We start from the raw sequence: 19,352 nt of genomic DNA, 5'->3' as shown, positions 1-19,352 counted from the left end.
GGCTTACTCGAGGCTCGCGGTGTGGAAGTTGCTCAGACCGGCCTGGTTGCCGACGCCCACGAGGTTCGACGCGCTCGCCTTCGGAATCAGCGGGAAGGTCGTCATGGCCCAGGCGGCGTCCCCGAGGAAGAGTTCCTCGGCCTGGCGGAGGAGTTCGGTTCGCGACTCCACGTCCGAGGTGCGGTAGTCCTGCTCGAGGAGTTCGTTGAACTCGGGGTTCTGGTAGAGGTTCGCCTGCCACGCGCCCGCGGACCCGGACTCGACCGGCGTCTTGAGCTGTTTCCACAGCGACATCCACGGGTCGATGTCGACGTAGCCGTCGTACATCACGAGTTCGTTCTCGTAGCGGTAGAGGTTGTCCCAGTAGGCCGACTCCTGCTGGACGTTGAGTTCCACCTCGATGCCGACTTGCGAGAGCATCTCCTGGACGACGGTCATCCGGCGTTCGTCACTCGGCGTGCCGAGCAGTGAGAGGCTCATCCGCGGGTCGCCGGTGTAGCCCGCCTCGTCGAGGAGTTGCTGGGCCGTCTCGGGGTCGTAGTACTGGCCCGGATCGGGCTCTTCCTCGTAGAGCCACGCGATAGCGGGGTTGAACACGGAGTGAGCGGGTTCGGCGTAGCCGAAGAAGGCACGCTCGATGAGCGCCTCGCGGTCGATGGCCATGGCGATGGCCTGCCGGACGCGCGCGTCGGTCGTCGGGAGTTCCTCGTCCGACCACTTGTCCGTCGCTTCCCCGGCGCCGCTGGCGTACTGTTGCCACTCGACCTCGGACGGGTCGTTACACAGCGGCGCGATGCAGAACCACGCGCCGGGGTTGGTGCCGACAACGTCGAGCGAACTCATCGACTCCGCCTGGCCGGCGTTCTGTGGTGGGATGCTGTTGGAGTACTGAATCTCGCCGCCGCGCATCGCCGTCCACATCGTCGACGGCTCCGGGATCAGGTCGATCCGGACCGAATCGAGGTACGGGAGCGAATTTCCGTCCTCGTCGGTTCCGAAGTAGCCGTCGTAGGCCTCCAACTGGAGGTACTCACCGGATTCACGCTCGACGAGTTCGAACGCGCCGCTTCCGACGGGCATCCGGTTGTACTCGTTCGGGTTCTCCGTCGCGCTCGGGGCGTGAACGATGGTGCCGGCCCGTCCCGGCCCACGCGTCAGGAAGGAGATGAACGGCCCGACCGTCGTTTCGAGGCTGATGCGGAGCGTCGTCTCGTCTTCGGCAGTGATGCTCTCGATGGACGAAACTTTGCCGAGGTGTGGCGAGTCGTCGAGGTTCATCAGCCGTTCGAACGACGCCTTCACCGCTGGGGCGTCGAGCGGGTCGCCGTTGTGGAACGTCGCCCCCTCCTTCAGATCGAACACGTACGTCGAACTGTCCGGGAGCGTCCAGTCGTTGGCGAGGTCACCGACGATGGAGCCGTCGGCACCGATCTTCACGAGGCCGCTGTAGATGTTCGAGGAGAGGTAGATCTCTTGCCCCTTGTCGATGTAGTGGGGGTCGAGGTACTCGATTTCGTCGATGTTCCAGCCCGCGGAGATGGATCCTCCGCTGGAGCCGCTGGATTCGCTCGATCCGCTGTCGCTCTCGGTGCCCCCTCCGCCAGTGTCCCCGCCGCCGCTACAGCCGGCGAGACCGCTGAGTCCCCCCGCCGCGAGCAGTTTCGTCGCCGTTCGCCGGTCGATTCGTGGGCCTTCGAGGTCGTCTTTGTCGAACATTGGTGGCTCAGTTGTCCTCGGTGTCGGCTACGCCGTGTCCGTCCCCGACAAAATATGTGGCAGATTCTTCACTATTCTCCGCTTTCTCCGACTGAATGTTTTCAGTCATGACGAATAACGCTAGATATGTTCACCTATATATCGCTTTGGCATCTAGTATTTCTAATTCTGCTGTAGGATGTTAGGGCCTCATAGGCAACAGTACACATATAAGGAGTCTACGATGTACGTCGCATCCACCCGCGCGTCAGGCACAAAGTACTTACCTAATTGACGTTTGATTTGGATTCACCCCTACCGGTGGTCTGGCCGAGAAACGGGCAGGTCACGAACTGGCACGAAAGAGTTCACTCGGAACTGCCACCAACGCAAGTAAACAATGACTGAACGCAACACACAAATCCGCGCAGTGATCCTCGCGGCGCTGATGGTGTTTTCCGTTTTCGCGGGCACCGTCGCGCTTTCGGGGACGGCTGCTGCGGACGTGAGCAATATTGGCAATACCAATGCCACAGACGTCACCGCTGGATCCAGCGGTCAGACGCAGACAGTATCGTTCAACGCCACTGGCGGTTCCAGTGGTGATGAAACCTTCACGCTGGTCTATTCCGATTCCGGCCTGTCCGATGTGACGGCTGCGAGTATCAGTGATACCGATGTCACCGTCACCGGTGAGGGGAGTGTGAACAACACGTCCGTCTCCAACGGCGACATCGTGGTCGGTATCGACAACGTCAACACCACCACGACTGACCTCTCGAACCAGACCAGCGTCTCCATCGACGCCACGGTCGATGTCGCCTCCGGCATCAGTACCGGTTCCCGGACGCTCGACATCGACACGGCGACGTCCGGCAACGTCGGCAGTGCCTCGTTCAACATCAACGACGCCGGCGGCGGTGCGGACAACCGCGCCGCTAACGCGGACGGGACTGGCGACTTCGACACCGCCGACGGTGAAGGCTACGTCTTCGACGGTGCGACCGTCTTCCAGGGCGAGTCCGGCCTCCAGTTGGGCGGTTCGCTCTCCAACGGCATCGTGAAGACGGCCGGTAACGCCGAGGGTGTGCCCCTCGAAGTCCCGGACGTCCCGCAGGACCAGGCAACCGGTCGCTACACGACCGACGGTGCCTCCGGCTCCGATGGCGTGACCGTCCAGCGTCCGCGCGTGACCACGCTCGACGTGGAGAACGCGCAGGGCGCTGACATCGCCGGCGGCTCCGTGCCGCAGGGCGACGATAACGAAGGCTCTGGTGAACTGACGGTCGTCGGTTCCTGGAACTACGAGGACGCCGAGGACCTCGAAGTCACCGTCGAGAACGACGACGGTCTCGACGTGACTGGCGACGCCATCACGGGTAACGACGACCCCGGCGGCACGTCCGACCCGGCGACTCGGACCGCGAGTGACGTTGGGAAGATGGGCGCCGGTAGCAACGAGGTCAACTGGGACCTCGATCTCTCGGACCTCAACACGGGAACGTTCACGATCACGCTCGCTGGCACGGACGACCTCGACTTCGGTGAGGCCAGCCAGAGCACGACCGTCACCGTCACCGGTGACGACGACGTGTCCCTCGATCTCGACTCGTCGCGCGTCACGCGCGGTGAGGACGTGACCTTCAGGATCCGCGGCTCGAACGCTGGCGACTTCCACGTCGTCACCATCGAGTCCGACGAGTTCCGCTCGCAGACCCAGTCCTCGACCGCGAACAACAGCATCTTCCGGAACGTCGGAGATGTTGTCTCGAAGGGCTCCCGACTTACGAACGGCGGCTACGCCTACGCAGTCGTCGAGATTGACGACGACACGGGTGTCGGCATCGGTCAGATCGACACGACCAACCTCGACGACAGCAGTGTCGACGTCAACCTCTACGCACAGAACTCGACTGCGCCGACTGGCTCCGCCATCGACGGCGCAGCCATCTCGAGCCGCCTCGAGGACGATCCCTCGCTCACGGTCGAGCAGGGTGACGTCGAGATCAACCAGCCCGGCAACACGTACGTTGTCGGTAGCGAAGTCGACCTGAACGGTACGGCGTCGGAAGGTATCGACGACGTTGCCTTCTACGTCCGCCGCCAGGGCGACTACCAGCTCGTCGACCTCGACGGACGGAGTGACAACGGTATCACTCAGACCTCGCTGAACGTCGACGCAGACAACACGTTCGAGAAGGAGGACCTCGTTCTCTCCGCCGGCGACGGTGACGGGAACGACCTCCTCTCCCAGCCCGGTACGTACCGCTTCGGCGTGATCGACACGGCCGACGTCGGTGGGACGGGCAGCATCGACTCCGACGTGAACGTCTCCACGTTCAACACGGGGACGAGCAGCCAGAAGTCGCTGCGCGTCACCGACACGGAACTGGACGCCAACATCCAGACGATCGGTGGGCAGGTCTCCACCGACGACCGCGTGGTGAACGTGACCGGCACGGCGCTGGGCTCCCAGACCGTGGCGTTCATCTTCATCGACGAGCGCGGTAACGTCCACTACACTGACCTCTCCGTCGACGACGACAACACGTTCGAGGAAGAGGACCTCAACGTTGGTAGCGACCTCGTCGAAGGTCAGGTCAGTGCGCACGCGATGACCGCCGGCCGCGACGATCAGTTCGGTGAAGGCCTGAGCGGCTCTGGTGACGCGTACTCGCGTCTCCAGGCCCTCGCTGGCCGTCTCGACAGTGACTCGCTGACTGGCAACCAGGTCCGTGCGCGACTCCTGGACCAGACGACCGAGGCTGTCGCGAGCGACGACCGCATGGTCACGCAGCAGTTCCGCCTCGCTGACTCCCGGACGACGATCGGTTCGGTTTACCCCGACGGCATGGAAGCCTCCGGTGTGAACCCCGTGGGCGTCGACGACACGCTGGTCGTCGAAGGCCGCACGAACCTGCGTCCGGACGACAACTCGATTACCGTGGAACTGCTGACGCAGGAGGGTGACTCCGTCGCCCTCGCAACCACTGAGGAGTGGGGCTACAACGGTCAGTACATGGTGTCGCTCGAACTCGAGGACGTGCAGACGGGCACGTACACGCTCGAGGCGGACGACTCCTACAACTCGGACACGGTCGAGGTAGAGATCGTCCAGAACGTCCAGACGGCGACGCCGGAACCGACGGCAACCGACCGGCCGACGCCGACGGACACCGCGACGCCGGAACCGACGCCTGAGCCGACGCCGGAACCGACGCCGGAACCGACGCCGGAACCGACGCCGGAACCGACGGCGACGGCCACGCCGACGCCCACTGAGGGCGGCGGCCCCGGCTTCGGTGCCATCGTCGCGGTCATCGCGCTCATCGCGGCTGCGCTGCTGGCCGCTCGGCGCGACAACTAATCGGTCGATCGTGAGCCACGATCGAGTCGCTTCGTGCGGCTCGATCGACGGTTACGATCGTCCGACGAACCACGACTGACCGCCGAAAGCGGTTTTTTCTTTCTTTCACGCCACCAGTGGCAACGCCACTCGGCGGCGGTCGGGTCACAAACGATATGCTCCTCTACGTTGCTGGTAGCAGTATGACCGATTCAGACGAGCGTATCATGGCTGGCGACGCGGAGGGACAGCCGAACGGCGGTACGTGTCCGGCGTGTAAACGGGAGTATCAGCGTGCGCTTACGTTCACCGACGGGAAGGGCGTGATCCGCGGCGATCTCTCGGGCGATATCTGCATCACGCCCGAGTACCTGTTCGCCCACTCCGAGATCACGATCTCGGCCCCCGACGACGACTTCCCGACCCGAGAGATCGGGGCGATGGGGAACCGAAAAGAGGTGCCGATCGAGCCGACGGCAGTGTCGAGCGTCTGGTCTTCGGACGACGAGGACGGATTCGTGTTCCCCGACGAGGAGTGATCGGGCTTATCAACCGTCGATAGATTCCCGCTGAACGATCCCGCCGAGAAGCTTGATGACCTTTGACAATCCGCTGAGCTACCGCATCCGATCGAGTCGGACCGCCATCGAGCGGTCGATGGTCAGCCATTCCGTCGCGAGTCGACGGGTCTCCGGCGAAAAGATCGTCAACTCCGACGGGCTCGACGGATCGTCGTAGAGACACTCCAGTTCGAACTCCGGCCGATCACGTAGTCCCGCGATGGCCGGCACTGTCGCGTCCATTAGTGAGCACAGCGACCGCATACTCGCTGGCCGCCCCGCTCCGAATCGACCGGGACGCTCATGCCACACCTGACACACTGGAACCGGGAGCGTACGTACTCGGTGTGTGATGCGACCGTCGACCGTTCTCGTTGTTCGACCATACATTACCATGCGACCACTAAGTTAAATATTTTGAGGCTGTTCGGTCGGCTATAGAATAATTAATTGCTAGTTCGTAAAACTATATCTCCATTCTGCCCCATTTCTTTCACTCTTGTTCTCTCGGACACGGTCCGAACGGCGTCAGCAGGCGTACTTGCTCGCGTGGGTCGCGGAGTTCGTCGAACACACTGTCGATTCGCGCACACTGCGGCCCCAGAAGTGGTGGTTCGTCGGCCGTCGAGGGCCGTCACCGACCGCTTTTCACGCTTCGGTCCTACCCTCGTGTATGGCTCACATCGACCCCGGGACGCTCCTCCCGAACGACCGCATGCGCCAGCAGGCACTCGACGGCGACGTGACCCAGATCCACCGCGGCCAGCAGTACGCCGACGAAGGCGACACCTTCGACGTCGAGGGGACGACCTTCGAAGTCGTCGAGGTGACCGAGCGAACGCTCGGCGACATGACCGACGCCGACGCCCGCGCCGAGGGGGCACGGGATCTGGACCACTACAAGGGGATTCTGGAGCGCGCCCACGACAACTTCGAGTGGGACGACAGTTCGGAGATCGTTCTCCACCGGTTCGAACGGCAGTAACGGGACGTCACCACCCGTCTCGCTAGTCGTACTCCTCTTCGTCGCGGTGCTGGTCCGGGTTCGCGATCTCCCGTGCCTCACCGTACTCGTTGTCGTACTTCCCCTCTTGGTCGCGGGCCTCTGGCGGGATCTCGCTCTCGTCGTCCCTCTCGTTCTCGCGGTCTTCGAGTTCTTTCGGTTTCGGTGCGCCGCGGGGAGTCTCGCTTTCAGCCGCGTCGCTATCGCTGTCTGAAGACTCAGTCACGGGCGGGAGTTGGATCGGTGGACCGAAACGTCTTGTGGCCCTCGAGAGTGATGCCCCTCACGCGGTCCGGACAGCGGGTAGTCGTAACAGTCGAAGGGTAGATGGGTGTCACTGGGGACGACGAGCCGTCACTTCCGATTCACGCCGTCGGACGGTGGGATAAGGTGCGGTTCGGTCGGTTTGGCGGGTTCGGTTAGTTGCGATACTCTTCGATGTCGACGGCCTGCTTCGTCTCGGGGTGCGTGAGGTCGCGGTCGTCCGAGACGACGGACGCGTTCAGTTCTCGGCCGACAGCAGCGATAAGGCCATCCATTCTTGCGAGGAACGGCCCCTGCAGATCGATTTCGTCGGCGATCTCCCCAGCAACCTCCGCCGTCTCCTTCCCGGTCTCGTAGACTTCGCCCCAAGCGAGGTCGGCTTTCGCCTCTACCACGTCGCCGTCCGGGTCGTTCCCTTCTCCGACGAGGACTTCAGCGTAGGCCGGTGCTGGAAGGATGAACCGCTCGTTCTCGTTGGCAAGCAGGTACTCGGCTGTCGCGTCGACGCCGTCGGGGCATCCGAACGAGACGCGGCTCTTCGGGTTGTGGTCCATCCGCGGCATCTTATTCACTCACCTCCGGTTTGCATACGCCGTGAATACGGGGACTGCGCGGCGATTCGGAGTCCGTATGCACGGGGGGTGGGGATGTGTGCGGAGCGGACTCGCGTTCGGGGGCGTGTGCGCGCGACCCGTCACCCTCACCGACCGAGGGATACAGGTCGACCGTACCCTCGAACTCGGTGAGGTGGGTCTGCGCGACCGAGTGGATGGCGCGGTCGGCTCGCTCCATGATGGCGAGGTAGTCCATCACGCCTCTCCCCCTTGCTCACTGTCCGGAACGAGTGAGCAACAACTGTCGACGACCGCTGTCATTCTTGTTATTACTCTGATTACATGGGAAACAGCGGGGGTACATGCCTCTGGAGATAGATGGCTGACTGGGGAAGGGGTGCCTCTGACATACCACGATCCCCAACTCCTCACTGTTCGGGACTGGGTACGGTCGCCCCTACCGTACTCACTCCCGCTCGTAGAGTGACTGACCGCTCATGCCTCACCTTCCTGCCGGTACTGACGCCACAGCATCGCCAGTTCCTCGTCGGGATCAGCCTCGAGGTCGGCGACGACGATCTCCTGTCGACAGTAGGCGAGGAAGACAGCGGCGAGGTGGGTGCACCACTCGTGGTGCGTGTAGCCCTTGCAGTCGCACTCTCCGACGGGCTGGCCGCTCCGCGTCCCGAAGACGACGCGATGCCGGTCACCGTCGCCGACGCGGACCATCCACTCCGCGCGGGTGAGCGGCTTGACGCGCGTCTCCTCGTCGCGGGCGCGTTGCCAGCTCGTCGAGTCTCCGAAGTCGTCGGGTAACTCGACTTCCGGGTAGCCACCGACACGCTCGGTACTCATAGCCGGGCCTCCCGAGTGGTGACACAGCCGCTTGTCCGTTCGACGCCGCCGCCGAAGGAGAATCCCCCGTCCGACCACACGTCTCACACTCGTAGCGTTCGAAGGCGGTGCCGGTCGGTCGACCGTCGGCGTCCTCGGGGTACGTCGCGTCGACGATCTTGAGCGCCGGTGACCCACACTCGCAGACGAGCGTCACGGGCGACACACCCCCTCGTCGAGCGCCGGGCACTCTTGGCCCTCGTCCTCGATGCGACCGCCACAGAAGTCACAGCAGGGTGTCGGCAGGTCCGACAGGTCGACGTGACGGGCGCCGCGACTCACGCCGACCACCTCGACTTAAGGGGGTCGCTATCGGGTGGTGATTGGCCTTGAAAACCGAATGGGACCGCCGTGACTTGAACACATCAGAAATTTGACTAATCATTCCACTATCGCCGTCTCTGCTGTCGATTTTCGCGTTCATAGTCCCGTGTCAGAAATCGCACCGCTCCGTCGGTCGAGATTCTGTCCAAGGTCCGGCTTATCGTAGTACACCCGAATCGTCTCCGGGATGGCGTCGACCCGTCCCGCGACGTGGGAGATACGAACTCCCCGATTCCGGAGGTCCGTAATCCGACCCGTCCGAATCGGGTGCGGACTCAGACTCGACGGACACTTACTCAGATGACTGTGCTCCCGGTACTGGCACGTCTCAGGGTCCTCGTCGTGTGGACACCCCGAATAGAAACACGGCTGAGTCAGCCGATACGTCGTCCTCCGAACCCACTGCTTCGACGCGCGGCCGAATCTCGTCGTAAACAGCGGTTCACGACCGTAATCGTCCGTCTTAGCACTCCGCTTATTCCGGATGTAATCACTCAGCACGTCGACCGTCCGCTCGCTGAGGACGTTCATCCGCTCGCTCGACGCGCCGTTCTTCAGACGCGTATCCGACTCCGGTCGATTCCGGAACGTCACCGTCCGCTCCGCCGGGTCGAAGTCGTCCACGTCGAGGGCGCGAACCCCGCTGATCCGCGCGCCCGTATCCCACAAGAGGATGAACAGCGCGTGGTCCCTACTCGCGTAGTGGTAATCGTCGAGATAATCCAGAATCGCGTGGACCTGCTCCCGTTCGATCATCGTATCGCTCGACTCCTCGCCCTTCGTCAGCGAGGGAATGACCTGCGAGATCGCCTCCGGGAGCGCCGGTTCGACCGCCTCCATAGCGACCGCGAACTGGAGGAACTGCCGAACCGTCCGGAGTTCGTTCTTCAGCGACGTATCGTTCAGCCGCGGCCGGCGGTGGTCCCGATACGCCTTGATATCCTGTCCCCGCAGGTCGTTCAGATTCATGATGCCCTCCTCGGCGCACCACTCGACGAACTGCCGGACACGACGGCGGTACGACCCCACCGTTCCCGGGGAGGAACTGTCGGATTGCACGTCCAACCAGTCCTCCATCGCTGCCTGCGGCATGAGCGGCTGGAGGTCGTTCCGCGAGGAACTCGACCCGTCCAGCGTCACGCTTGGCTCCTCCCGTCCAGGTCGCGGTCGTACGGCCCGCGCGCGACGAGCAAGCGCACTTGCTCGCGCTCGAAACACTCGCCACTCTTCCGGTCACGCAGCTCGTGGAACACGCCGTCGACGCCGTCGAGGCGGGCGCACTGCTGGCACCAGAAATGGTGATTCGTCGGCTCCCACGACCGATGGCCGCGAGGGCACGTGAACCGCCACCTGTCCATCCGGTCTTCGATCCGCACGACTTTTCTCGCCATCATCGACGGACGACGGACGTGTCGGTAAAAGGGCGAATCCACAGCCGGGGAGTGAAACTGAACGGTTCTTCAGGCGCGATTCGAGCGGTCGGACGGGGCTTTGAATACCCCGCGTCGTGTGTGCGTACATGGCTTTCGTGCCAATCCCACGGAAGCCCGTGCGAACCCGCTGTCTCCAGCAGCGGGGTTCGCTTTGCTTTCGAGTGGAACCCATCGGGGAGCGACGGGTTCGCGAAGTGCTTCCGTACCTTCTGACTCTACTATGGGAACTTATAGATTCCCACTAGAACACTATAGTGTCCTGTTCGCTGAATCTAATTACGTATCTGGCAACACGCATATAATGAGGAAACCTGCGGAATGGATGGTCTACGCCGACGAACGTATCTTAGAATTTCTGAGTGAATATGGGAACCACCAGCCTGCACAAATCGCTGACCGTATGTCTGAACTGGGTGAATCCCTCCAATATCACCGCAAGTATGTCGGCAAACGATGTAGAATCCTAACCCAATATGGTCTCTTGGAGAATCTCGGTAATGGTGTCTACGCGATCACGGAGTCTGGGGAGGAATATCTGGATGGTGAGTTAGATGCTCAAACTTTGCACCGAGTCTGAAGCAGGAGATCAAAGGTTCTGGCTCATAGGTAACATCTTAGTCAGTCCGTTGCCAATCAAGAATAACCGCTCAATATGCCAAAGATAGACGAAATCAACGAGGAAACAGATCTGGCTTTTCTCCTCTTCCACTATGCCGATGAGGTTGAGGGAATCACCCGTCTCCAGAAACTCCTGTTCCTGCTTCAGGAGGAAACAGAGTTCACGGATTTGTACGCGAATGTCGAAATCGAATTTAAACCATACAAATACGGCCCGTTCTCTGAGCAAATCTATGATGAGTTGGAACTGCTCATTAATATGGGGGCTATTGAAGAAGTAGAAGCAGATAATGCAGATCGAGTTCGCACGTCTACTGATAGCCGGAGCCATGCGAATAAGCGGTTCCTTGTGACAGAAAGAGGTGAAACGATTGCAGAGGACGTAAACCGAGCCTTAGACAGTGAAGTTCAGGAAGAGTTTGAGCAAGTGGTTGATGAATATCTTGACATGGAGCTTGAAGACCTGCTCAGGTATATCTACAGCCAATATCCGGACTACACTACCGAATCCGAGATTAAAGAAGATATTATGAATAATTAGATGTATTGGCCCGAGAAGTATCAACTAGGATTCGTACGAGAGTACCTTCAAGAAAAAAATATAGAGCATGTTACCGAGCCACTCCTATTTTCGATTCCAATTGATGTGCTTGGCGTTCGGGATGATGATGTGTTCGCAGTCGAATTAAAAACGAAGGATTTCAAGCGAGGGATCAAACAAGCGGACCGAAATCGATCCTTTGTCGATTATTCGTATCTCTCAGTATGGGAAGAGAGAGTCACGAACGACTTACTGGAAAGGTTGGAGGACACCCCCATAGGGCTTCTAGCAGTAGGTGACAGTGTGAAATGTTTATCAACAGCTAGAAGAAACAATCCCAGCGCTCACGCGCAAGTACGGGCAATGGAGCGAGTTATTGACGATGTTCGAGAACACTCTACGATACAATCATAATGGCGAAACAAAGGCGGTCAAGAAAGCCGCTCAATACCATGATTCACTGCTGATTCCCGCGCATTTTGTAGCCGTCAGTCCCCGGAAAATTGCTGGCCTTCTGGAACGACTTCAAACAGACTTCGGCACGGAATTTTACGTCGATCCCCGGTTACCGGCGTATCGTGTGGGGAGAGAGTTCTGGGACAAACCGGGTAAGCTAGGTCAATGGGATCAGGCCTTGGCAGAGTATTATGGAAAGCCGGTGACTGATATCTTAATAAAAAAGGGTAATCTGACCGTAGGTGATCTTTCTCAAGAGCAGCTTAGAGAGGTCATTGAAAGCCAATGTGAATTTCAGCTTAGTATGGTTGCGGATGCAGCGCAAGCTAAGCTGGGGAGATACATGGACTTAGAGGCCGACCTTCGACCTCGAGCTATCGTTCCGTGGTACGTGAAGATTACCTCAATCCGTGATTTAGAAATCAACGAATGGATAATTGAAACGGCTCAGGAATACTCAAATTATCCCGTCAAGCCCTGTTTCTTCACCACTCCAGACTTTCTTAGCGACGAGACTCGTCTGAGTGCTCTGATCGAATTAATTTCGGGATGTGATATTCGGGAAGTCTTCGTTTGGGTGGAGGGACTAACGAAACGGAAAACGGACCCGATGGATTACGCACACACTGCAAAGTTGATCTACGAAATATCAGATTCCAATATACGCCCACATCTATTGTACGGAAGCTATTTCGATCATCTACTGGGATATCTAGGAAACCGTGGGTCAGGCTTCGGTCCTGCATATCAGGAATCGAAGGCGGAAAAGACTGGAGATGAAGGTAAGAGTGGCGGGGGAGGGACCAATCGCTACTACTTCAATCCCGTTAAAACATTCCTGAATTTCCAAGAAACAGAACATCTCGGAGATGAAAATAATGAACCCTTGTGTGAATGCGAGATCTGCAGTCGAGAACTGGGCTCTTGGAGTGAGATCTACAAATTTGATGGGGATTATACGGCGCAGAGCCGGCACTATATCGAGGTGCGGCAACACCATTCCTCTGAATTAAGCACTCTAGCTCTTGGTGAGAAACTCACAGAGTTGGAAGACAAATACTCATTATATAAGGATTCGTTGGGAAATTCCGATACTGCCGCCCAACCTTATCATCTCCGTAAATGGAAGACTGGTATTGAACATTTCGTAGAGGAAATGTTAGAGGAAGATATTTCTCAATTTCAACCGGTTCCTGAAGAAGAGATCGAAATGTAATCACTCGGGGTCGAAATTCAGCTCAATTTCCCCCTCGTCCAGATCTTCCGAAATATCTTCACTCATTCTTTCAAAGAGCCGATCTAACGTTTCCATGTCGATATCAAGCTCTCCTGAGCGGATTAGCGCCCGCATTTCTTCGCTGGTTAGTCCCTCTCCTCTCTGTAATTTTTGAATCAGTTCTTCGAAATTAGGTTCTGAATGAGTTATTTCGATATTCACTGAGACATTGTCCACGACGTAGCCCCGCTTCTCTTCTGCATTTTTAATGCCGGCTTCTAGCACTTCCTCAAAATTCCATCCAAGATCCACGATTCCGAGATAAAGAAATCCTATAGCATGCTCAATTCCACGGACAAACCTCGTTTGTTTAACGAACTCGTCCAGCTTCTCGGCGGAGATGCCTTCTTTTCGCTCCTCGCTGGGAGCATTCGATTTGAATATCTGCTCGCGGTCGTTATCCGTGAGCTTACTGAGAATGATACTGAAATCGATTATTGCATTCTTGATTCTCTTTCGAATGCGATATCGAGCGTCAATCTCGGACTGTTTACTACTGTATTCTTTTTCCCCGCGAAGGTATTTCCTGTCATCTGGGGTTAATATTCCTCGATCCCTGCTTTCGCCTTCTTTGGCAATCGAATCGAAATTCATAGTCTGTATCCACCTATAGGACAATTGCTGATAGTCTTTCCGGCCGCATTGTGGCTTTCGATTGTCATAATTCTTTTTACCTAGGGGGGGTATTGGTGTAATGTGAAGATCGGTCGGCTGTAGAAGATCGGTCGGACGCTCGACCCGTTTGCACCCATCACGGTCCTGGGAGACTTTCGGTGGGTACCGGGTCGGCACCGCAGCACGCCCGACGGGCAACAGACGAGACTGTTGCCTCCACCAGTGGTTGGGTGGGGCACGTCTTGAATGTTGCCGTGATCGGGATGGAGAGCCAACTATGTCCAAAGGCCTCACCCAACCGGACGACCTGACCGAGAAGCGAACGAAGCTCCTCAAAGTCACCGCTAGTGACTTGGGACAAGCGGAGTTCGCTCGTAGCCAGCTAAACGCCCACCTCTACTACAACGACGTGGGTCACCTCATCGGAGAGGAGGACGAAGAAGAGGAGGCTACTCTCCAGACGACGACAAGCCTTCTCAATACAATCGTCGAGGAGGACGGTTACCTCCACAAGACGGAACAAGGCGGTACGAACCGCTTCATCATCGACACTGAAGCAGATGAGGACGCCGGGGACCAAGTCACCGCAGTTACGCCTAGCGAGATCGCGGATCTTGTGGCGCAGGTAGCGGACCGTCACGGTGTCTCGATCAAGATACCGGAAGACCGGCTTCCTGAATGGAGCTTCGTGTGCGACCGTGTCAACAGTGCCGTAGGACACCGAGTCCTCCAGGTCGCTTCGAACCCTAACCGCTATCGGATGACGACGAAGGGGCTCCGACTCATCAAGGACGAACTGCTGTAGAGCAGTTTTCCAGAGCCCTTCGAAATCAACCCGGCTCGATCAATCCAAATTCCCCTTTTTTAAGCGCCACCAAAACATAGAAGACTAGCGGTTCTCTGTCTCCGATATGGTTCGAGTATCATGGGAGACAGACACAAGAAAAGTCGTTGATGTGCAACCTGGTGATGGACCCGGACAATACTCTGCTGACGTTGACCCTAGTAGGGTAAGAGACGAGTTACATACTGTGGGTCAAGTCTCAGAGGTGACAATAGCTGCATCAGTTGCGACCGCCTACGAGGGACCGTTTTCCCCAGAGAATACTCTAATCACAACAGAAACGTACTCTAAACCCGGTTCAAAAGGAGTTGCAACGACTCTCGCTTTTGTTGAGATAGCAGATCTAGTTGAAAAGTTGGAGACAATCGACTGTCAAAATTGCTCATATACTCCCTCCAGTAGCACTGACTGGGAAACGGAAGAACGAGAGGGACCCCAGTTACAATATACAGATTGGATCTGCCCAAAGTGTGATTCGATTATTCACACGGAAGCCTACGGTAGTTACTGAGAATCATCGAACTTCCATTTCAGAAGAATCGACTTCATTGTTATTCGGAATCGGCTCGGGTTATCGCCGGACCTGCGGATACATAGTCAAACTCAACTCGCTCGTACTCAGCGCCTCGGCCTGATCCGGCGTCAAGTCCCGCTTCATCTCCTCCAGATTCCCGTGCGACTCCACGAGGTGCCGGAGCGCGGCGTCGATGGCCTTGCTGTCTTGGTCCTCGTCGAGGACTTCCTTCGCTTCAGCCAGCAACTTCTCGCGTTCACGGTTCGACCGGAGTCGGATGTAATCTCGACCCATATAAGCGCGTGTGACTACGGGGGGTCTAGAAACCCCCGGCTGAAGGGGGAAACCGTGTTTCGGGAGTAACTGGAACGGGAGTTCTTTATGAAGGGTAGGTGGGTCGGCGCGTCGATCTACCCGGCGCGACCCCCGTTTAAGTAGTGATGTGGGAACGGTTTCGTGGGGTCGTCGCGACCTCGACGGCGGCCGGTGTGGTCACAAATGGAGAAACCCGGTGAAGCGTGAACATCTCCGCGTGAACCCAGGGTTCTACACGATGGTCCCACCACTAGATTGTATACGTTAGTTCCACCACTAGGTTGTATACGACGGTTCCACCACTAGAATCTACGAGAAAGTTTATTGCTCCCTTGGCTAGAGTACCTAGGTATGTTAGAAACAGAGCCTGCTCCATACGAGGTGGTCGGACGACAGAACAACCACCTCTGGCTGGAAATCTTGGAGGGTGGGGACCAAGGCATTCGAGTTTCGGTTCCTGTCCACGACTCCGAGTATTCAGAGAACATCCAGAAGCAGGTTCAAAACCTATCTGTAGGAGATGTGAAGGAGTTGATTCTGGTTAGCGATAGTGAACAGCGTCCTGATTGGCGTATCTCTGACTTCTGTGGAAACGACGGGGCTGCTCCAGATCGCGTTCCCGGTTTAGCCTGATTTGTCATCTGGTCCGCTTTCCTGATCATCCAGTGTGCGGAGTGAAGACCCTCCGATATTTGCGGTTAAATCGCCAGCAATCACGATGTCCTCCTCTTGAGTGAATGTAACTGCATTCTCGCTGTCCCCAACCGCTACAGCATAATCCACGAACAGATATTCGATATAGTCCTCCTCTGCTGATTCGAAGAGATACCAGAAGACAAAGACGCTGATCAGGCTAATCACAACTACGTGCCAAAGAGGTGTCCAGTAGACGAAGTAAGCAGATTCAACGTACTCTATTCCGAATGGGGGAATTGTTTCCCCAGCAAAATAACGTTTCAAATATATTGATATGATAAGGAGTACAGAGGAATACCACGCTGTGATCCACATTCCTCGATGGAAGTTCCGGATCGCCTGTATTCGGGTTGCTCGACCCGGTGAGCGACTATCGTCCACTTTACTCGACATTATGTGGTATAATACACCGTAAGAATCTGTCCTGAAAGGAATCTCGTAGGTGTCTACGAGATGCTGCCAAATTCGATTCGCTAAGATAGAATCCTCCAACTTTTCCCCTCTTTTTGGACGCCACCATCCAAAGAGGGGGCCGATCACTGGATGTAATGCCCACCAAACCACCTGCTTTATTTTATCACGAAGACGCCGATCTTCCTCAGGTTCTGCCTCATCTTCTCCCTCGTCCTCCTCAGGTTCTGTCTCATTTTCTTCCTCGTCCTCTTCGCTCCCTGCAATCGTATTTGGTAGTTGTTCGACCGTGTCGATTGTTTCATCGAAATGTTTCCGATCACCTACCGCCTTTGATGCGTATTCTTGGATAATCGAACCCAAGGAGAATGCGATAATGGTAAACAGACCGTATTCTCCGAGGGATTCAGGAATTGGTGGGGAAGGAAGAAACCCCATTGTCATGATAAGAAGAATCGTCCCCGGAACTAGATTCCCGAGTAAATCATACGCGGTTAACCCGCGAAAATATCGACCGACTGGCATGGATTATGCATAAGTCTATCTACGGTTACTCTTTCCTTTCGGTGGAGTGTGACAAATCTCGCTCCAAGGCCACCTTCGCAGCCACTCTTTGAACCACCTCCGCCTCCTCCAAATCCGGCACGTCTCCACCCTCGACCATCCGCACGAGGTACTGCTGTCGCCCGACCCGATCGACGACGAGGTTCTGTTCGTCGGGGAACTCCCCGTCCTCCAGGACACCGTCGCGCTCCAAGTGTTCCTTCGGAATCGTCACGACGCCACTGAGGTTCTTCTGTTGTAACACCTGCATGAGCGCCGCGTGCCGTCGGGGTGTGATAAAAGGTAGCCTCGGATACACGGCGTAGCCACTTCGGGAGCGAGGGATGGGACTCAGGCGAGGTCATTTCCCGAGGCGATAGCACGGCCGGTCTATCGGCCCGGTGTGGGTCGACGGTCGACTATGACCGCGAAAACCCAGTCCCCGAACGGGGACACGAACGCGGAACAGTCTACGAACGAACTCTCCCGGCGTCGGTTCCTCGGGAACGTGGGCGTCGTCGCGGCCTCGACGGCTGGGGCGGCGACCGGAGTCGCCAGCGCCCAGGAGTCGACGGAGTGGCAAACCGGCCGCGACGGCCTCGCGTGGGACAGCGATTTCGTCCAGAACCCCTACTTCGCGGAGGACACGCTGACGAAGGCGAAACACCGCCTGAAGTGGGGGACGGACGACGCGGCGCTGACGGCGTACGAAAACGACAGTGGGGAGAAGGACAGCCTCGGCGGCTACGTGCCGCGCGAGGACACGGAGAACGTCGTGTCGATCCGGGCGGACAAGGTCGAGGCCCCGGACCTCTACGCCTTCCCGCGGGGCGAACAGTACGACGCGGACGGAGACGGGGAGACGGACGACCCGGTGCGGGCGCTGGAGGCGACGCACTGGGGCACGACCGGCGCGACGAACGGGACGATCTCCGTCACGGACGCGAACGTCGACGTGGAGTACGCGCTGGACGTGTCGACCTCCTCCGTGGCGTCGGGCGAGACGGTCAAAGCCACGTTCACGGACGTATCCGTGGAGGACAGCGTCGAGAAACGACACCTCCAGGCGGTCGTGAACGTGAACTCCCTCGCGTCGGGGTCGGTCGTCGAACTTGTCGCCCGCGACGGAGACGGGGACGAGAAGGTCGTGAAGGCCGACCCGTCGGGAGACACGTCGAACGCGGACGTGTTCGCGGCCGCGACGGGGAACGGCTACGTGGTTCAGCAGCGGCTGGGCGACCTCGCGACGGTCGCGAACGGGGACGGGTCGTTCGACTCCGTCCAGGAGGTCGAGATCCGGATCAGCGAGGCGGACGCGTCGGTCGTTCTGACGGCGCTGAACGTCGAGAAGATGGCCCGGTGGAAGTTCGGGTCGTACCTGAACAACGAGGACACGGACAGCGAGGAGCGCGTGGACCGCTACACGCCGGGGCCGGGTTCGTTCACCGTGACGGGCCTCGACACGCTGTCCTCCGACCTCAAGACGGACGAGGCGGTGATCTACGACCTGTCGATGCCCATGCGGTACACGCTGGGCGACGGGTCGGAGTCGTTCCGCTGGCGGCTCGTCGAGGCGACCCAGTACGCGGGGTACGACCGGAAACTCGTCCAGCAGGGGAAGGCGGTCGTTCCGACCGGCTACGACCTCCAGCATACGGGGCTGACGTGGCACGACGAGACGGCCGTCCCGGCCGCCCGCTACGCGACGGTGCGGACGGCCTCCGGCGTCGAGGACACGGAGTTTTCGGACATTTCTGACGACTCCTGGACGACGCACACGGGGTCGTACGACTCCCTCGGAAACACGGTAACGCTGGCGTCGTCGCCCCAGGCGGGCGTCGTCCGGGCCTACGAGGCGGAAATCCTCGTCACTTCGGACGAGGTTGAGGCGGTCCAGTCCTCCAGCGGCGGCGGCGCTGTTGCGTTGGAGAACGGCGGAGGAGGCGGCGGGTTCGGGGGAGTGTTCGCGTCAGTCATGGCCGTGTTCACGGGTATCCTCGGGTTCTTCGGCCTCCGGTCCAGGATGGGGTGATTCGGCATGGCCGACTCCTCCGCCCGCACGACGGCGAAAACCGCGGCCGGTATCGTCTCCAGCGTCGGCCTCGTCGGCCTCATCGAACAGTACGGCTTGGGGGGCGTCTCGTACGCGATCATCCTGGAAGTAATCGGCTTCATCCAGGGTATCGGCGTCACGTTCCTCAAACCGCTGTGGGCCTTCAGGGACGGCCTCGTCGGGTTGATCGACGCGTCACTCCCCGACGAGATTATCCGCGCGAGCGTGTCGTTCACGGCGTTCTCTCTCACGGAGGGCGAGTGGGCGATCTTCGGACCCGCGACGTTCGCGGTCGGGGTAATCGCAACGATGGCCGGGATATGGGTGTTCCTCCAGATGCTCCGCCGGTTCAACCTCAACCCGGTCACGGCGTTGTACGACCGAATCAGGCGCTGAA

General features: G+C 58.6%; 22 protein-coding genes and 1 pseudogene. 10 read left to right on the top strand and 13 right to left on the bottom strand.

Annotated elements, in window-relative coordinates; genetic code table 11:
* Nucleotides 1-3 precede the first annotated feature (3 nt).
* Nucleotides 4-1,716 (bottom strand): ABC transporter substrate-binding protein, encoded by a 1,713-nt coding sequence (locus tag DU502_RS16420; protein ID WP_121921735.1) that lies wholly within the window; start codon nt 1,714-1,716, stop codon nt 4-6.
* 379 nt (nt 1,717-2,095) lie between these two features.
* Here DU502_RS16420 and DU502_RS19140 point away from each other — a divergent pair.
* The 3 genes and pseudogenes from DU502_RS19140 to DU502_RS16410 all read left to right on the top strand — a co-directional run.
* Nucleotides 2,096-2,188 (top strand): annotated as a pseudogene (locus DU502_RS19140) (surface glycoprotein); the annotation flags it as partial.
* A gap of 210 nt (nt 2,189-2,398) precedes the next feature.
* Nucleotides 2,399-5,062 carry an HVO_2072 family ArtA-dependent S-layer glycoprotein gene (gene csg / locus DU502_RS16415; protein ID WP_166033588.1) on the top strand — a complete coding sequence of 888 codons (2,664 nt, stop codon included), beginning with the start codon at nt 2,399-2,401 and terminating at the stop codon, nt 5,060-5,062.
* Nucleotides 5,063-5,244: 182 nt separating this feature from the next.
* A complete protein-coding gene (locus tag DU502_RS16410) occupies nt 5,245-5,580 on the top strand; it encodes a hypothetical protein (protein WP_121921950.1) in 336 nt (111 codons plus the stop codon).
* A 78-nt stretch (nt 5,581-5,658) separates the two neighbouring features.
* On the opposite strand, the gene DU502_RS16405 is transcribed toward DU502_RS16410, so the two are convergent.
* Nucleotides 5,659-5,844 (bottom strand): hypothetical protein, encoded by a 186-nt coding sequence (locus DU502_RS16405; protein WP_121921951.1) that lies wholly within the window; start codon nt 5,842-5,844, stop codon nt 5,659-5,661.
* Between the two features lie 430 nt (nt 5,845-6,274).
* Between DU502_RS16405 and DU502_RS16400 the strand changes: the two genes are divergently transcribed.
* The gene (locus DU502_RS16400) at nt 6,275-6,586 is read left to right on the top strand and encodes an ASCH domain-containing protein (RefSeq protein ID WP_121921952.1); all 312 of its coding nucleotides are present in this window, start codon (nt 6,275-6,277) and stop codon (nt 6,584-6,586) included.
* 22 nt (nt 6,587-6,608) lie between these two features.
* On the opposite strand, the gene DU502_RS16395 is transcribed toward DU502_RS16400, so the two are convergent.
* The 7 genes from DU502_RS16395 to DU502_RS16370 all read right to left on the bottom strand — a co-directional run bounded on the left by DU502_RS16395 (nt 6,609) and on the right by DU502_RS16370 (nt 10,034).
* Nucleotides 6,609-6,830 carry a hypothetical protein gene (locus tag DU502_RS16395; protein ID WP_121921953.1) on the bottom strand — a complete coding sequence of 74 codons (222 nt, stop codon included), beginning with the start codon at nt 6,828-6,830 and terminating at the stop codon, nt 6,609-6,611.
* A 193-nt stretch (nt 6,831-7,023) separates the two neighbouring features.
* Entirely contained in the window at nt 7,024-7,431 is a 408-nt protein-coding gene (locus DU502_RS16390) for a PIN domain-containing protein (protein WP_199722782.1), read from the bottom strand.
* Nucleotide 7,432: 1 nt separating this feature from the next.
* Nucleotides 7,433-7,678, bottom strand: coding sequence for a hypothetical protein (locus DU502_RS16385; RefSeq protein WP_121921954.1), 246 nt, complete (start codon nt 7,676-7,678; stop codon nt 7,433-7,435).
* 239 nt (nt 7,679-7,917) lie between these two features.
* Nucleotides 7,918-8,277, bottom strand: coding sequence for a hypothetical protein (locus DU502_RS16380; protein WP_121921955.1), 360 nt, complete (start codon nt 8,275-8,277; stop codon nt 7,918-7,920).
* Nucleotides 8,278-8,469: 192 nt separating this feature from the next.
* Nucleotides 8,470-8,598 carry a hypothetical protein gene (locus DU502_RS18930; protein ID WP_277872157.1) on the bottom strand — a complete coding sequence of 43 codons (129 nt, stop codon included), beginning with the start codon at nt 8,596-8,598 and terminating at the stop codon, nt 8,470-8,472.
* Nucleotides 8,599-8,736: 138 nt separating this feature from the next.
* Nucleotides 8,737-9,780 carry a tyrosine-type recombinase/integrase gene (locus tag DU502_RS16375; RefSeq protein ID WP_121921956.1) on the bottom strand — a complete coding sequence of 348 codons (1,044 nt, stop codon included), beginning with the start codon at nt 9,778-9,780 and terminating at the stop codon, nt 8,737-8,739.
* On the bottom strand, nt 9,777-10,034 hold the full coding sequence (locus DU502_RS16370; RefSeq protein WP_121921957.1) for a hypothetical protein: 258 nt from the start codon (nt 10,032-10,034) through the stop codon (nt 9,777-9,779). The genes DU502_RS16375 and DU502_RS16370 overlap by 4 nt, the downstream gene beginning before the upstream one ends.
* A gap of 691 nt (nt 10,035-10,725) precedes the next feature.
* Between DU502_RS16370 and DU502_RS16360 the strand changes: the two genes are divergently transcribed.
* Together DU502_RS16360 and DU502_RS16355 are read left to right on the top strand one after the other, a co-directional pair.
* Nucleotides 10,726-11,232 carry a type II toxin-antitoxin system antitoxin SocA domain-containing protein gene (locus DU502_RS16360; RefSeq protein WP_121921959.1) on the top strand — a complete coding sequence of 169 codons (507 nt, stop codon included), beginning with the start codon at nt 10,726-10,728 and terminating at the stop codon, nt 11,230-11,232.
* A gap of 382 nt (nt 11,233-11,614) precedes the next feature.
* On the top strand, nt 11,615-12,904 hold the full coding sequence (locus tag DU502_RS16355; RefSeq protein WP_124897106.1) for a hypothetical protein: 1,290 nt from the start codon (nt 11,615-11,617) through the stop codon (nt 12,902-12,904).
* Here DU502_RS16355 and DU502_RS16350 read toward each other — a convergent pair whose 3' ends face one another.
* Entirely contained in the window at nt 12,905-13,558 is a 654-nt protein-coding gene (locus DU502_RS16350) for a hypothetical protein (RefSeq protein WP_121921961.1), read from the bottom strand. It abuts the gene before it with no gap.
* Between the two features lie 298 nt (nt 13,559-13,856).
* On the opposite strand from DU502_RS16350, the gene DU502_RS16345 reads away from it, so the two are divergent.
* Nucleotides 13,857-14,384, top strand: a complete 528-nt coding sequence (locus DU502_RS16345) for a hypothetical protein (RefSeq protein ID WP_121921962.1) — start codon at nt 13,857-13,859, stop codon at nt 14,382-14,384.
* A gap of 610 nt (nt 14,385-14,994) precedes the next feature.
* Here DU502_RS16345 and DU502_RS16340 read toward each other — a convergent pair.
* On the bottom strand, nt 14,995-15,231 hold the full coding sequence (locus DU502_RS16340; protein ID WP_121921963.1) for a DUF7386 family protein: 237 nt from the start codon (nt 15,229-15,231) through the stop codon (nt 14,995-14,997).
* A 372-nt stretch (nt 15,232-15,603) separates the two neighbouring features.
* On the opposite strand from DU502_RS16340, the gene DU502_RS16335 reads away from it, so the two are divergent.
* A complete protein-coding gene (locus DU502_RS16335; RefSeq protein WP_124897105.1) occupies nt 15,604-15,885 on the top strand; it encodes a hypothetical protein in 282 nt (93 codons plus the stop codon).
* Here DU502_RS16335 and DU502_RS16330 read toward each other — a convergent pair.
* Both DU502_RS16330 and DU502_RS16325 read right to left on the bottom strand, forming a co-directional pair.
* Nucleotides 15,877-16,884 carry a hypothetical protein gene (locus DU502_RS16330; protein WP_124897104.1) on the bottom strand — a complete coding sequence of 336 codons (1,008 nt, stop codon included), beginning with the start codon at nt 16,882-16,884 and terminating at the stop codon, nt 15,877-15,879. The genes DU502_RS16335 and DU502_RS16330 overlap by 9 nt on opposite strands.
* A 25-nt stretch (nt 16,885-16,909) precedes the next feature.
* The gene (locus DU502_RS16325) at nt 16,910-17,173 is read right to left on the bottom strand and encodes a hypothetical protein (RefSeq protein ID WP_121921965.1); all 264 of its coding nucleotides are present in this window, start codon (nt 17,171-17,173) and stop codon (nt 16,910-16,912) included.
* A 150-nt stretch (nt 17,174-17,323) separates the two neighbouring features.
* Between DU502_RS16325 and DU502_RS16320 the strand changes: the two genes are divergently transcribed.
* Together DU502_RS16320 and DU502_RS16315 are read left to right on the top strand one after the other, a co-directional pair.
* Nucleotides 17,324-18,934 (top strand): hypothetical protein, encoded by a 1,611-nt coding sequence (locus tag DU502_RS16320; RefSeq protein ID WP_121921966.1) that lies wholly within the window; start codon nt 17,324-17,326, stop codon nt 18,932-18,934.
* A gap of 6 nt (nt 18,935-18,940) precedes the next feature.
* Nucleotides 18,941-19,351, top strand: a complete 411-nt coding sequence (locus DU502_RS16315) for a hypothetical protein (RefSeq protein WP_121921967.1) — start codon at nt 18,941-18,943, stop codon at nt 19,349-19,351.
* Nucleotide 19,352: the final 1 nt, after the last annotated feature.

Source organism: Haloplanus aerogenes (genome assembly GCF_003856835.1).
Taxonomy (GTDB): Archaea; Halobacteriota; Halobacteria; order Halobacteriales; family Haloferacaceae; genus Haloplanus; species Haloplanus aerogenes.
This window is presented reverse-complemented; position numbering and strand designations above follow the sequence as displayed.